The 13,618-nt window shown below is 68.3% G+C and carries 14 protein-coding genes and 1 pseudogene; 8 read left to right on the top strand and 7 right to left on the bottom strand.

Features of this window, described 5'->3' with window-relative positions; genetic code table 11:
• Positions 1 to 94 precede the first annotated feature (94 nt).
• The 6 genes from AAH979_RS41700 to AAH979_RS41675 all read left to right on the top strand — a co-directional run bounded on the left by AAH979_RS41700 (position 95) and on the right by AAH979_RS41675 (position 6,741).
• Positions 95 to 916: an immunity 49 family protein gene (locus AAH979_RS41700; RefSeq protein ID WP_346263639.1), complete on the top strand. Its 822-nt coding sequence runs from the start codon at positions 95 to 97 to the stop codon at positions 914 to 916.
• A 535-nt stretch (positions 917 to 1,451) separates the two neighbouring features.
• Positions 1,452 to 2,726 carry an extracellular solute-binding protein gene (locus tag AAH979_RS41695; RefSeq protein ID WP_346263638.1) on the top strand — a complete coding sequence of 425 codons (1,275 nt, stop codon included), beginning with the start codon at positions 1,452 to 1,454 and terminating at the stop codon, positions 2,724 to 2,726.
• A gap of 10 nt (positions 2,727 to 2,736) precedes the next feature.
• Positions 2,737 to 3,762: a sugar ABC transporter permease gene (locus AAH979_RS41690; RefSeq protein ID WP_346263637.1), complete on the top strand. Its 1,026-nt coding sequence runs from the start codon at positions 2,737 to 2,739 to the stop codon at positions 3,760 to 3,762.
• On the top strand, positions 3,762 to 4,628 hold the full coding sequence (locus AAH979_RS41685; protein WP_346263636.1) for a carbohydrate ABC transporter permease: 867 nt from the start codon (positions 3,762 to 3,764) through the stop codon (positions 4,626 to 4,628). Before AAH979_RS41690 ends, AAH979_RS41685 begins: the two co-directional genes overlap by 1 nt.
• 194 nt (positions 4,629 to 4,822) lie before the next feature.
• Complete coding sequence (locus tag AAH979_RS41680; protein WP_346263635.1) at positions 4,823 to 5,968, top strand: phospholipase; 1,146 nt, start codon at positions 4,823 to 4,825, stop codon at positions 5,966 to 5,968.
• A gap of 395 nt (positions 5,969 to 6,363) precedes the next feature.
• Positions 6,364 to 6,741 carry a hypothetical protein gene (locus AAH979_RS41675; protein WP_346263634.1) on the top strand — a complete coding sequence of 126 codons (378 nt, stop codon included), beginning with the start codon at positions 6,364 to 6,366 and terminating at the stop codon, positions 6,739 to 6,741.
• Between the two features lie 631 nt (positions 6,742 to 7,372).
• Here the strand turns inward: AAH979_RS41675 and AAH979_RS41670 are convergent.
• From AAH979_RS41670 to AAH979_RS41645, 6 genes are all read right to left on the bottom strand, one after another.
• On the bottom strand, positions 7,373 to 7,891 hold the full coding sequence (locus tag AAH979_RS41670; protein ID WP_346263633.1) for an RICIN domain-containing protein: 519 nt from the start codon (positions 7,889 to 7,891) through the stop codon (positions 7,373 to 7,375).
• Positions 7,892 to 8,056: 165 nt separating this feature from the next.
• Positions 8,057 to 8,686, bottom strand: coding sequence for a response regulator transcription factor (locus AAH979_RS41665; protein ID WP_346263632.1), 630 nt, complete (start codon positions 8,684 to 8,686; stop codon positions 8,057 to 8,059).
• Positions 8,683 to 9,963, bottom strand: coding sequence for a sensor histidine kinase (locus AAH979_RS41660; RefSeq protein WP_346263631.1), 1,281 nt, complete (start codon positions 9,961 to 9,963; stop codon positions 8,683 to 8,685). The genes AAH979_RS41665 and AAH979_RS41660 overlap by 4 nt, the downstream gene beginning before the upstream one ends.
• Positions 9,964 to 9,988: 25 nt before the next feature.
• Entirely contained in the window at positions 9,989 to 10,729 is a 741-nt protein-coding gene (locus AAH979_RS41655) for an ABC transporter permease (RefSeq protein ID WP_346263630.1), read from the bottom strand.
• A 10-nt stretch (positions 10,730 to 10,739) separates the two neighbouring features.
• On the bottom strand, positions 10,740 to 11,648 hold the full coding sequence (locus AAH979_RS41650; protein ID WP_346263629.1) for an ABC transporter ATP-binding protein: 909 nt from the start codon (positions 11,646 to 11,648) through the stop codon (positions 10,740 to 10,742).
• A gap of 81 nt (positions 11,649 to 11,729) precedes the next feature.
• Positions 11,730 to 12,206: a hypothetical protein gene (locus AAH979_RS41645; RefSeq protein ID WP_346263628.1), complete on the bottom strand. Its 477-nt coding sequence runs from the start codon at positions 12,204 to 12,206 to the stop codon at positions 11,730 to 11,732.
• Between AAH979_RS41645 and AAH979_RS41640 the strand changes: the two genes are divergently transcribed.
• Entirely contained in the window at positions 12,201 to 12,635 is a 435-nt protein-coding gene (locus AAH979_RS41640) for a hypothetical protein (RefSeq protein WP_346263627.1), read from the top strand. The two genes, AAH979_RS41645 and AAH979_RS41640, sit on opposite strands and share 6 nt — an antisense overlap.
• A gap of 429 nt (positions 12,636 to 13,064) precedes the next feature.
• On the opposite strand, the gene AAH979_RS41635 is transcribed toward AAH979_RS41640, so the two are convergent.
• On the bottom strand, positions 13,065 to 13,430 hold the full coding sequence (locus AAH979_RS41635) for a VOC family protein (protein ID WP_346263626.1): 366 nt from the start codon (positions 13,428 to 13,430) through the stop codon (positions 13,065 to 13,067).
• 46 nt (positions 13,431 to 13,476) lie between these two features.
• Between AAH979_RS41635 and AAH979_RS41630 the strand changes: the two are divergent.
• Positions 13,477 to 13,618 (top strand): annotated as a pseudogene (locus AAH979_RS41630) (aminoglycoside phosphotransferase); the annotation flags it as partial.

Raw genomic sequence — 13,618 nt, 5'->3', positions numbered from 1 at the left:
GCCCCGATCGTCCACGCGGGTCTGACATGTTGAGTAGGGAAGACTGTCAATGCCCGTGACCGTTCCCCGCCACGACTACTCCACGGAGGGCGTGGTGGACACCCTCCACGCCCTGAACAGCACCGCGACCTGGATCCTTGCGGAGCTCCCGGACTCGCTCGTCGTGCGTCACCAGGCGCTGAACAGTTGGCTCAGCCTGGCGCAGCAACACTGCGCGATGGATCCGGAGGCGGCGAAGTTCGAGACCTGGGAGGCGTGGGTCACGGCCATGCAGATCGGGTCCGCGCTCTTCGCGGCGGCCACCGTGCCGAAGGGTACGAGCGTGACCGTCAGGATCAGGGAGCAGGAGCGCACCCTGCCCGCGATCGGACCCGAGTCCCATCTGAACGCGGGTACCTGGGTCACTGCCTTCTATCTGGCGATTGTCTGCCGCGAGAACGAGCGTCTGAAGCGGTTGGCCCAGGTGCCGGTCTCGGTCCTGCGTGACTCCGGGGCGCCCTTCGACGACTACATGTACTCCTGGGTCGAAACCCTGCAGAGCTTCTGGCTCGGCCGCCAGGACGTGGGCGGCAAGCTCGTCGCTGCGGTCGACGGCACCGCTCCCGAGGCGTTGTCCCGGTACGCGGATGCGGAACGGGTATCGAAGATCCTCCGTCCATCGCTCGTCGTCTTCTACCGCTACCTGCGCCAGGACCGCGAGCAGTTCAACACCGCGTTGCGCGATGCGCTGCGCAGGCACAGGGAATACTGGACCGCGAACGAGGGCAGGGCCGTCAGCAGCGACGGCCTGGTCGCTCTGGGGCCGCTGGCCATGGCCTGCCTCGCCCGCGACCAGGGCATCTCTGTCGAGGTCGAGTCCGAGTACCTGCCCAAGGCGCTTCTGGAGTACGCCTGGATGGGTGAGATCGACACCTGAACCACCCTGGATCCACCGGGGCGCGCAGGTCCAGCGGGGGCGCCGCCATTTCCGGAACTTCTCCGATACAAGATGTCGTAGGCTCGCCGCGATATCTCGACAAACCGGTCACTCGCGCGGCTTCTCGGGGACTGGCAGACGAGACGCTCGCTGGCGTGGGCGGGTGACGGATTGCTGCCGGGGACTCGTCCGCACCTCAATGGAGGATGTCTGCGCCGGCATCCCGCACCCTGCGGTGCCGCTACGCGCGGCTCGCTCCCGGGCCTTGGAAGTTTCAGAAACGTGTCTTGTCTTTCTCGGTCCCGTCTGCGAGTCTTTGCCCGTCGATAGACACTTGATGTGACGTCCGACGGATGTGGTGATGGCCGTTAGTGGCTGCGATCCCGGCCGCCGGGCCGGCGCCTGTCGACAGAAGGGAAGGCGCGCGTCCACGGCGGACAACCCGGGGCCTGCGATCCCGTTCGTCCAGGGGGAGCCTCATCTGGGCGCACTCGGCAGAGAGGACAGGTTGATGAGGGCAGGAAAGCTACTGACTATGTCGGTAGTCCTGGCGACGGGCGTCCTGGGAACAGCCGCCTGTGGTGCGGGGGACTCGGAGGGCGACGGTCGTAGCGGCGGCAAGGTCACGATGAGCTTCTGGCACAACGCCACGACGGGTCCGGGCAAGGCTTTCTGGGAGAAGACCGTCGCCGACTTCGAGGCCGCCAACCCGAACGTGACGATCGAGATCCAGTCGATCCAGAACGAGGACCTGGACGGCAAGCTCCAGACCGCGCTGAACTCCGGCGACGCCCCTGACGTGTTCATGCAGCGCGGCGGCGGGAAGATGGCCGCGATGGTCAAGGCCGGCCAGTTGCTGGACATCACTGACGGGATCACCGACGCGACCAAGAAGGTGGTCTCGGAAGGCTCGTTCAAGGCGCAGACGATCGACAACAAGGTCTACGCGATGCCGGTGGCGGTGCTGCCCGGCGGCTTCTTCTACAGCAAGGACCTGTTCGCCCAGGCCGGCATCACCCAGACGCCGACCACGCTCGCCGAGTTGCAGACCGCCATCGACAAGCTGAAGGCCGCGGGCACCCAGCCGATCGCCCTCGGGGCCAAGGACGCCTGGCCGGCCGCCTTCTACTACTACTTCTTCGCGTTGCGCGAGTGCAGCACCAGCACGGTCACCGAGACCGCCAAGAGCATGACCTTCGACGACCCCTGCTGGCTGAAGGCCGGTCAGGACGTCCAGAACTTCGCCGCGACCCAGCCGTTCAACAACGGGTTCCTGACGACCTCGGCCCAGCAGGGCGCGGGAAGCTCGGCCGGTCTGATCGCGAACCACAAGGCGGCGATGGAACTCATGGGTGCCTGGAACCCGGGTGTCATCGGTTCGTTGACGCCGGACCAGAAGCCACTGCCTGACCTGGACTGGTTCCCCTTCCCCAGCATCGAGGGCGGCGCGGGTGAGCCCGGCGCCATCCTCGGCGGCGTTGACGGCTACTCCTGCTCCGCGAAGGCCCCCAAGGCGGAGTGCACCGCCTTCCTCAACTTCCTGTTGCAGACACCCGTGCAGGAGGCCTACTACAAGGCATTCCAGGCGCCGCCGGTGAACAGCGAGGCCCAGGGCAAGGTGACCGAGCCGCATCTGAAGTCCGTGATCGCGGCATACAGCAAGGCCCCGTTCGTCTCGCAGTGGCTGGACACGGTCTACGGGCAGAACGTCGGCAACGCCCTCAACACCGCCGTGGTGAACCTGCTGGCCGGTAAGGGCAGCCCCGAGGACATCGTCAAGGCGGTCAAGACCGCCGCCAAGAGGGCGTAGAGATCCGTACATGATGTTCGATACAGAGCGCGAGAGCGTACCGCTCGCGCAGGACCGGTCGGCGGGTCGGACGGCGGTCGGGGGTGGCGCGCCTGTCGTGCCGCCCCCGGCCGGGCGCCGTGCCCGGAAGGGCATCGGGTGGCCCGCCCGGCTGGAAATCGCGCTGATGACAGGGCCGACGCTGCTCGTCTTCCTCTCCTTCGTCATCTTCCCCGTAGCCATGGCCGCCTACTACGGTTTCTTCAGCTGGCAGGGGTACGGCCCGCCGACGGAGTTCGTCGGCCTTCGCAACTACGTGCTCGTCTTCCAGGACGGTACGTTCATCGACGCGCTACAGCACAATGCCGCGATCGTCGTGCTGTCCCTGGTGCTCCAGGGGCCGGCCGCCGTCCTGCTCGCCCTGCTGCTGAACCGGAAGATGCGCGGGCAGACCCTCATCCGGGTACTCGTCTTCGTCCCCTACGTGATCTCCGAGGTGGTCGTCGGCACCGGCTGGAGCCTGATGCTCCAGGGCAGCGGCGCGGTCAACGCCCTCCTCCAGGATCTCGGACTGGGCTGGCTACAGAGCGACTGGCTCTCCGACCCGGAGAAGGCGATCTGGACGCTCATGGGCATCCTCACCTGGAAGTACATCGGCTTTGCCGTGATCCTCTTCCTCGCCGGGTTGCAGGGCATCCCGGACGAGCTGATCGAGGCCGCGGCGATCGACGGTGCGTCCTACTGGCAGATCCAGCGCCGCATCACGCTGCCGCTGCTCGGGCCGACGATCCGGATCTGGGCCTTCCTGTCGATGATCGGTGCCCTGCAACTGTTCGACCTCGTCTACATCATCTGGGGCCAGTACGTCGCCTCCACGGCCGGGACGTCGACGATGGCCACGTACATGGTGGCCAACGGTCGCAACGCGGGGGAGTACGGGTACGGCAACGCCGTGGCCGTGGTCCTGTTCTTCGTCTCGCTCGTCGCCGCGCTGGTCTACCAACGGTTCGTCCTGCGCCGTGACACCGAGGGCGCGATCACCGGAGGGAGGAACTGATGGCCGCGACCGCCGTAGCCGCGCGCAGGCCGACCCGGGCCAGCCGGAGGACGGCCTGGGGAAGCCCGGCCGTGTATTTCGTCGCGTTGCTGCTCATCGGAGCGATGCTGGCCCCGGTCGTCTACATCGTCCTGGGCGGCTTCCGCACGAACGCGCAGATCACCACCGACCCGGCGGGGTGGCCGAGCCCCTGGCAGGCCGGCAACTACCTCGACGTGCTGACCGGCGGGGTGTTCTGGCAACAGGTGCTCAACTCCACCATCGTCGCCGGATGTACCACCGCAGGCGTGGTCACCCTGGGCCTCATGACGAGCTTCATCCTGGCCCGTTATCGGTTCCGCGGCCGAGGGGCGATGTACTCGCTCTTCGCCGCCGGCCTGATGTTCCCGCTCACCGTGGCGATCACCCCGCTCTACATCCTGGTCAGGACCCTCGGACTGATGAACACGCTGCCCGGGGTGATCCTGCCGCAGATCGGGTTCGCCATCCCGATGACGATCATCATCCTGGTCCCGTTCGTGCGGGCCATCCCGGACGAGATCCAGGAGGCGGCGTCGATCGACGGCTGTAGCCGACTGGGCTTCTTCTGGCGCATGGTGCTTCCGCTCTCCAGGCCCGGCGTCATTACCGTGGCCATCCTGACCTTCATCGCGAGCTGGAACAGCTACCTGCTGCCGCTCTTCATCCTCAACCGGGAGGAAACCTTTACGCTGCCCCTCGGTGTGCAGGCCTTCGCGTCGCAGTACTCGGTCGACACGGCCAAGGTCCTGGCGTTCACTTCCCTGTCGATGCTCCCGGCGTTGCTGTTCTTCAGCCTGTTCCAGCGCCGGATCGTCGGAGGGCTGACCGGAGCCGTGAAGGGTTGACCTGGCACGGCCGCCGGCCGCACAGTGAGCACGCCGCGACCGAGCGACCAGAGCGCCGCCCGCCGTAACCGCCTCCAGCCGGCGTCCAATCTCCCTTCAGTCGGCGCTGGGAGCTTGTCCGAAACCGACACCAGCAATGGGGGGCGACAGTGAAACGGATAGGCACTGCACGGATCATCGGCCGGGGATCGGCGATGACGTTGGCGTTGACGCTTGCGCTGGTCGGGGCGTTGGTAAACACCCTACCGGCGCACGCCGAGGCGCCAGCGGGTCGCGCCGCGCCGGACCTGCCCGGCCTGGCAGCCGCAGCTCCGGCCGGCGTGTCCAAGGCGGCGCCGGACGCCGCCAAGCGACCCGCGGGCCCACAGCGGGCGCTGCGCAAGCTGGACAGCCCCGCGATGAACCTGGGTACGAAGGACGCGGGTGCGGCCCTGCGCAGGGTCGACGGCACCCGAGCAGAAGCCCCGGGGTGCACGCCGTACATCAGCGGATACGTGACCCGGGTCGGCCTCGACGTGCGGATCGACTACCTGGCAGAGATCGTCTGCAACTTCTACCTCGCGGGCGCCGGCCAGGCGTACCTGATCGAACGGACCACCGGCTCCCCGTACGACGGGCAGGTCGTCGCGGCCGCTGGTGTGTTCAGCTTCGGCAATGACTACTACGGCTACAGCCTCGGTGCGGTGCTGATCGACGGTCGGGTCTACGACGGTGGTAGCCAGCTGGAGGTCGGGTTCAATCTGGCGTTGCAGACGCTGGACGGAGCACCGTGGGCTGGCTGCTTCGCACTGCCGGCTGGGCAGCGCTACCTGAGCTCGTGCGCCGGCCTCGGCACCCCAACCATTTCGGTATCGGTCGGGTCCGGAGTCTTCGGCACCGGGCTTGCCCCGAACCGGCTGGCGGTGCTGGCGAGCCTGACGCAGCCCGGTTCCGACAGCTATGCCACCTGGGACGCGGCCCGGCAGAACCAGGCGCTCCTGTCCGCGTACATGTTCGACTGGTCCAACGACGGCTGCACCGGGGCTCCGGACAACCCGCTCGGGTTCGCCTTCGAGCTCTCCTGCATCCGCCACGACTTCGGTTACCGCAACTACAAGGCGGCCCAGCGGTTCCCGGAGAACAAGGACCGCCTCGACCTCGCCTTCTACGGCGACATGCAGCGGGTCTGCGCGACCTACTCCGACGCGCTGCGGCCGCCCTGCTACGGCCTGGCGACGATCTACTACGAGGCGGTCCGGATCTTCGGCCGCCCGAACGTCACCGCCGAGCAGCTCAAGGCCGCCGAGGAGCTGATGCCGGAGGGTACGACCGGCAAGGCCCCGCTGGCCAAGACCGGCTGAGCACCGGCCTGCGCGGGCACCAGCCGGCTGCCACTCCGCACGGAACTCGGCTGCCAAAGGCCGGGAAGTGGCGGCAGGCGTACCAGATCGGTCCCCGCCCCGGCGGACCCGGCGGCGCCCGTAACCTCCGTCAGCGATACCGGCCCGGTGCACGGCGAGTCTGCGACCAGGCTCGCCGTGCACCGCACGCTTCCGCACCGTCGACGAGAAATAGGCGCATCCCTCGTACGGCTGCTGCCGGTCCCGGACTACGCTCCGCCCAGTGTCCAGAGCTTGGAACTGATCATGAGGACGGCCGAGAAGTGGACGTGAACCCCCGCCAGGCTGGTGGGCGCGTCGGATCCAATTGTGACGGCGGACCTGGGAACGGCAGGTGACGGAGGTGGTGGTGGGAAATGACAGGGGCTGAGGAACGCTTCGCCCTCGATCTCGTCGAGAACTTCCCTATCCTGGGGGAGAACCTCGACTTCTACTATCATGATCCGGAAGAGTTCCTTGCACACGTCTTTTTCGGGGTGGAGGTGACGCGCAAGGTGGTTGCTGCGTACGTCGCCAACCCCGGCGATGGCGCGGGTGGTGACCAACTCGACTGGCGGGGGGTGCTCAATTTTCTCAATGAGTGCCTACGGTCCGGCGACGAGGTCGTGAGAACCGTAATCGGGACGTCGTTCTTGTTCCAGCTCCCACTGCCGAGCCAGGAAGGATATGCCATCGTGGAACAATTGGATGATGAGTTGGCTCGGCTTTTCGAAGTCGCGAGACCGAATGGCTGACAAGGCGCTTTGCCGTAACCATCCCGTCTGATGCAGGTCATGTCCGCCGGAAGGGATGTGCGGTGGCTACATCATGTACGCCTACGCCACCACGGCATCCCGGCCGCTGCCATCGGGTCATGATGTGTGCGACGTTGAAACACCTCGTCCAACGGACCGAGTATCCGCTGCACCTCCCGGCGCGCCCGCGGGCCGAGCGCCGTCAAGGCTTGCTCCAGCACGTCGCGGTGCTCGAGTGGGTCACAACAGGGACAGCCCGCGTTAGCGGCGTCCTGGAGCAGTCGTGCGGACGACCCATGAACGGTGCTTCTCCACGCCGCCAGAGCAGCAGCGACTGCACCGGGCCACAGACGGGCACGCTCGACGGTCGCGATCTGCCTGACGGTTCCGGCGCTCAGCCCATCGATCGCCGTGGTCGTGCGGCTTTCACCCCGGCGGGAAAGCCCTGCCCGCACCGCCGCCGACGACCTACGCGCCATCGATCTCTCTGATCATCACCATGAAGACGATGATCGCATTCGGTGGGTGCTCGGCGCGAGTCGGCACGCATCCGGATAAGGATGACGGCAACCCGGTGCGGGAGGCAGGACCCTCCCCGCACCGGGTCCGGGCTATCGTGGTCGCGCCCGGGTCAGATCAGCCATTCCTCGTTGTACGGCGCGGGTTCTTGGAAGGTCCCGCACGGGTACTGGATGAGCGGGACGTTGTTGGCCGTACCCGCCCCCTTGACTACGAGGCACATGTCGCTGTGGTAGTTGCGGACGTGGGCCCAGCCCGTGGCCAGATGTTCGATCGTCCACTCCTCGTTGTACGGGGCTGGCTCCCGGACGAGCGCACACGGCCACTGGACGATTGCCGCCCCGCTTGCCCGGCTCGCTCCCTCGACGACGAGGCACTGGTTGCTGTGGCGGTTGCGGATATGGACGGTGTTGCCGGTGCCTACGGCTTCGATGAACCACTCCCCGTTGTAGGGGGCGGGACCGGTGAACTCGCACTCGTACTGGATGACCGGAGCCCCGGCCGTAGTGGATGCTCCCTGCACCGTCGCGCACTTTTGGCTGTGGCCGTTGAGGAGCCAGTATGAAACGGCGGACGCCTTCGCCCGGTCGGCCGAGGCCGCACCCGGGCTCATCCCGACGGCTACCGCCACACTCACCATCATTGACAGTACGAGTAGACCCGATGCCCCGCTACGCCAGCGCATAGTTCTCCCTCACCGGTCGCCTGTGCCTTCCGCCCGGCGGTGGCCGGACGGTGCTGGCAGCGTACTTGCAGCATCGACGCGCGGCGATGCAATTTCCGATCATGATCGCCGTCAGCCGCGTGGTGTGAGGTAGCCACGGGAGAAGGCGGTGGCCACGGCCGCCGCCCGATCGTTGACGCCGAGTTTCGCGTACACGTGCAGCAGGTGGGTTTTGACCGTCGCCTCGCTGATGAAGAGTTGTCGGGCGGCCTCGCGATTGGTCGAACCCTGGGCGATCAGCTCCAGGACCTCCAGTTCACGCTGCGACAGCGGCTCCGTGGCCGGCTGGCGGATCTGGCCCATCAGCCGGGTCGCGACGGCGGGGGAGAGGACCGCCTGTCCGCGCGCGGCCGCCTCGACCGCGCGGAACAGCTCCTCCCGCGGCGCGTCTTTCAACAGGTACCCGGTGGCGCCGGCCTCGATCGCGGGCAGTACGTCGCTGTCGGTGTCGTACGTGGTGAGCACCAGGACCCGGGCCGGCACACCCCGGCTGGCCAGTTCCCTGATCGCGGTGACCCCGTCGGTTCCCGGCATCCGCAGATCCATCAGGATCACGTCGGGTCGGAGCTTCTCCCCGGCGGCGATGGCCTCGGCACCGTCACCGGCCTCGCCGAGCACCTCGAAGCGCGGGTCGGCGCTGAACATGCCCCGCAACCCGTCCCGCACCACCGGGTGGTCGTCGACGATCAGCAGCGATATCAATCCGCACCTCCGGCGGGGATGGCCGGCACGACCGCCGAGACCGCCGTGCCGCCACCCGGCTCGGACTCGATGTCCAACCGGCCGGCGAGGCGCTGCACCCGCTGCCGCATGCCGGCGAGCCCGAACCCTCCGTTCGGGGCGGCGCTGGCCCGGTTGGCGCCGGGCTCGAAGCCGATTCCGTCGTCCCGTACGTCAAGGGTCACCAGGTCCTCCATGTACGACAAAGTCAAGCCGACCCGGCTGGCCCTGGCGTGTTTCGCCACGTTGGCGAGTGCCTCCTGCGCGGTCCGTAACAGTGCCACCTCGACGTCTGTGTGCATCGGCCGGGCGTTGCCGGTGGTGGTCAGCACCGTGTCGATGTGGTGCACCTCTGCCCAGCGCCTGGCCACGTCGTTGATCGCATCCGGCAGCCGGGCCTCGGCGAGCATCGCCGGCTCCACCGCGTGCACCGTACGGCGTGCCTCGGTGAGGCTTTCCCGGGCCAGGTTCATCGCGTTCGTCACGTACCGGCGTGCCGCCGACGGATCGTCCAGGGTCTGCTCGGCGGCCTGGAGCTGGGTGAGGATGCCGGCGAGCCCCTGGGCGAGGGTGTCGTGGATCTCCCGGGCCATCCGCTGCCGCTCGTCGAGCACCCCGGCCTCGCGGGCCTGGACCAGCAACTGGGCGTGCAGGCCGGCGTTCTCCTCCAGCGCCGCCTCCAGCTTGACATTGGCCTCGTGCAGCTCGACGAGCGCCCGCTTCTGCTTGTGGTTGCGCTGGTCGGCCAGCTCGGCGAAGTAGAAGAAGGCGCCGGCCAGCACGATGCTGACCAGGCTGACGGCGATCCATTCCGGCCACGCCCCGGCGGTGAGGTCGGCCGCTCCACCCAGGTACCCCACCGCCGAGATCAGTGCCGTGGCCGCGACGCCGGCATAGCGCCAGCGGCCTTTGAGGTACAGGAACGCCTGCGGGTAGCCGACGAAGGCGAAGAGGGTGAAGAAGGGCGCGATCGCCACCAGGCCGGCGGCCAGCACCATCAGGCCCGTGTAGTAGAGGCCCATCAGCGGGGCATTCTGGTGCCACTCCGGGTGGAGGGTGTGGAAACAGAGCATCCAGAGCACGGTCGCGAGCGCGAGCCCGAGCACCGCCGAGACGTGCATCGGTCCGTCCCAGGCCGGCCGCAGCAGCGTGAGGAGGATGCTGCCCGCCAGGAGGAGGTATGGGAGGACATTGAAGAGCGCGATCTCCCTGCGCTCCCAGCGGTCGAACTCCGCACGCAGCTCGGCCTCGATGCTCACGACCTACTCCTCGACGCTCAGCGACCTACTCCCAGCGGAAGTACCGCGCGGCCAGCCCACCGGCCACGATCGTCCAGCCCAGCATGACAGCCAGGTGCAGCGGCTGCGGCCAGTGCCCGGCCGTCGCGTCCTGCAACGATTGCACGGCGGAGCCGAGCGGGCTGAAGTCGCTGATCGTCCGCAGCACGTCGTTCATGCTGTCGCGTGGTATCCAGAGGCCGGCGAAGAACACGATCGGGAAGAAGAGTACGGTCCCGATCGCGCCGGCACTCCTGCCGCTCGGCGCGCGCGAGGCGACGAGCAGACCGATCGCGAACATCGCCAGCGCCGCCAGCACGTAGCCGAGCAGGTAGGCCGGAATCTGCCGGGGCAGGCGTACGTCGAACGCCAGCCGGCCGACGGCCAGCACGACCGCCATGGTGCCCACGGACATGATGGTGGACATCAGTAGCTGCGCGCCGAGCATCATCGCGGGCTTGACCGGGGTGGTCCGCATGCGCCGCAGCACACCCTTTTCCCGGTAGGTGGCGAAGAGCTGGGACAGGCCGTTGAGCGCGAACATGGCGAGGCTCATCGCGACGATGATCGGCACGTACAGGTCGATCACCCGCAGGCCGCCGAGGGACTGGTCGGGTTCCCGGAACGGCGGTACCGCCCCGAAGATGCCGAGCAGGATCGGGGGGAACGCGAGCGCGAAGAACACGATCATGGGCTCGCGGAGGAACAGTTTGGTTTCGGTGGCGGTAAGCCGGGACAGGGCGGACAAGGTGGTCTCCTCAGGCTTCGAAGGGTCGGCCGGTGAGCGCGACGAAGGCGTCTTCCAGCGAGGTCTGCTCGACCCGCAGGTCGGCGGCGACGACCTGGTTGCGGGCGAGCACGCTGGTCACCGCGAGCAGCAGGTTTCCGGTACCGGTGACCACGAGCTGGCTGCCGGCCCGCTCCACCGACGTGACCTCGGGCAAGGCGGTCAGCACGGCGTGATCCAGCGGCGCCGACGGCCGGAACCGGATGCGCTGCCGATCGTCGACCCTCGAAACGAGCCCGGCCGGGGAATCGAGCGCGACGAGCCGACCCGAGTCGATCACGGCGAGCCGGTCGCAGAGCCGTTCCGCCTCCTCCATGAAGTGCGTGACCAGCAGGATCGTCACGCCCCGGTCGCGGATGTCCTCGATCAGGTCCCAGGTGTCGCGTCGCGCCTGCGGGTCCAGGCCGGTGGTGAGCTCGTCGAGTACCGCCACCCTCGGGTTGCCGACCAGCGCGAGCGCGATCGACAGCCGCTGCTTCTGCCCGCCGGACAACCGCCGGAACTGCGTGCCGAGTTTGTCGGTGAGCCGCAGGGTGTCGACCAGATCCCGCCAGTCGGCCGGGGCGCGATAGAAGGAGCTGAACAACTCCATCGCCTCGCCGACCTTGAGCTTGTCGGGCAGCTCGCTCTGCTGGAGCTGCGCACCGAGCAACTGCCGCAGCTCACCGGTGTCGCGTCGCGGGTCGATGCCGCAGACCCGGATGGCGCCACCGTCCGGGGTCCGTAACCCCTCGACGCACTCGACGGTGGTGGTCTTGCCCGCCCCGTTGGGGCCCAGGATGCCGAAGATCTCGCCCGGCTGGACGGCGAAGCTGACCCCGTCCACCGCGGTGTGCTCGCCGTAGCGCTTGACGAGGCCGTCTACCTCGATGATTGCCATACCGAAAAGCGTGCCGTCCGTGGTCCGGCGCCGAATCGACCACGCAGCCACCGCCGGCGCGGGACGCGATGGGTACGCCGATCAACCGATCGGTGGATGCCCGGTCAGCCCGCCGTGTCGACCGCTACGAAGACGTGACGAGTAGGGCGCGCTCAGGCTCCACGGCGACGCGTGGCTGAGAATCGACTCGGAGGTGCGTCGGGGTCGGATGCGTCGATGACGGATCGCTCGCAATCGCTGGTGAGTGCGGCGAGACGGGCGCTGGCCGCCGACCACCTGCGGCAGTCCCTGACGCTTCGCCGCCGCCGCGACCAGGCAGAACCGTTCGTCCTCCAACCAGGCGTAGGCGCTGTCTGGATCGGCGAACCCCGGAATGGGAGTGATCGATGCGACGACCTCGGGCATGTGGCTCGCGTTAGCCGGGTAGAGGGTGTTCGTCGCGGACACCGTGGCCGCCTGGTAGTAGCCGAGGAGCCGTTGCGGGGCGGCCTGGCGCTGCTGGGCGGTTTCCTCGCCGGCCGCCAGATGGGCGGCGTACGCGCGCAGTAGGTCGTGCATGCCGTACCGGCCACGACCGCCCCGGTGCACCAGGTGGGCGCGGGCGAGCAACGTCAGGGTCCGGCGCGCCTGGTCGAGGCCGGCGCCGGTCAGCGCCGCGACCGCGTACGGGTCCAGGTCGGGGCCGGGATGCAGGCCCAGCAGCCGGAACGTACGCGCGGCATCCAGGGGTACCTGCTGGATCGACCAGGAGAAGACCTCCCGTACGGCCCGTACGGGTCGCTGCCGGCATCGAGCAGCTCCAGCCGGGCCTGGCGGTCGGCCAGCTCCGTCACCAACTCGGCGAGCGTACTGTCCGGCCGGGCCACCACCAGCTCGGCCGCCACCCGTAACGCCAGCGGCAGCCGGGCGCACTGCTCGGCCTTATCTGCACTTCACTCGATCGAGTGGATTCTTGCCCAGGAGTGGGGCGCGGGTGCCAGGCGGTGATAAGCGATGAGCCGTCGGCTCGGTGACACCGTAGGCACGGTGTGGGGGTGCCGTTAACGAGCGGCGAACCAGGTGTCAGATCTAGGAGGGCACCGACCAGGTCCAGCGCATCGTTATGGCGAGGCAGCTACTCAGCGGCGTCGCCTAGTCGGCGCGGCCGGGGATGCGGCGGTCCGGTCACCCAGGGCTTCCGGTTCTGCTCATCGCCCAGTCCCGCGGAGGCCCGCCGGCGACCGGCGGGCCTCCGCGGCACCGGCTGGCCGGCCGGCGGCGCCGCCCGTCGCGCGGTCGGGGGCGTCCAGCAGGCTCGCCAGCGCTCGCAGCGCCACCGCCATCCGGCTTCCGTGTCAATTCTGTCCGTGTTGCTGCGGGCGTCGGGCCCCGGACACCTGCCCGGCCTACGCTCAGCGCTTCCGCCAGTGCTTCCGCTCAGCCCTTTCGCTCACTCAGGACGCAGAACTCGTTGCCCTCCGGGTCGAGGAGGGTCACCCAGTGCTGCTCGTCCTGCACGGTGTCGGCGCGCCGGGCACCGAGGGAGAGCAGCCGGGCGACCTCGGCCTCCTGGTCGTCGGGGCGGAAGTCGGGGTGGAGCCGGTTTTTCGACGCCTTGCCCTCGGGGACAGGCACGAAGAGCAGCCCCGGCATCTGGTCCGGCTCAGGCCGGATCTCGATGATCTCCTCGGATTCGTCGACCACTACCCAGCCGAGAGCCTCGGCCCACCAGCGCCCGAGAGCGACGGGGTTGGCGGAGTCGACGATGATCTGTTCCCATTCCAGTGCCATGGGCCTGAGCATAGACAGGACCGGCGGCCCACCCGTCCCTCCGTCGAGGGGCGGGCCGTCGGCGGTCCTGCTCGGCACCCGCTACCACGACTGGGGCCCGGTGTCGGTCGCGGTGCGCGCGCAGTTCCGCGCTGGCTATGAGTCTGTGCGACGGCTTAGCCCGGTGGAGGCGGCTTGGTGGGACATCGGCTCAATCTCGA

Source organism: Plantactinospora sp. ZYX-F-223, assembly GCF_039649625.1.
Classification (GTDB): domain Bacteria; phylum Actinomycetota; class Actinomycetes; order Mycobacteriales; family Micromonosporaceae; genus Plantactinospora.
This window is presented reverse-complemented; position numbering and strand designations above follow the sequence as displayed.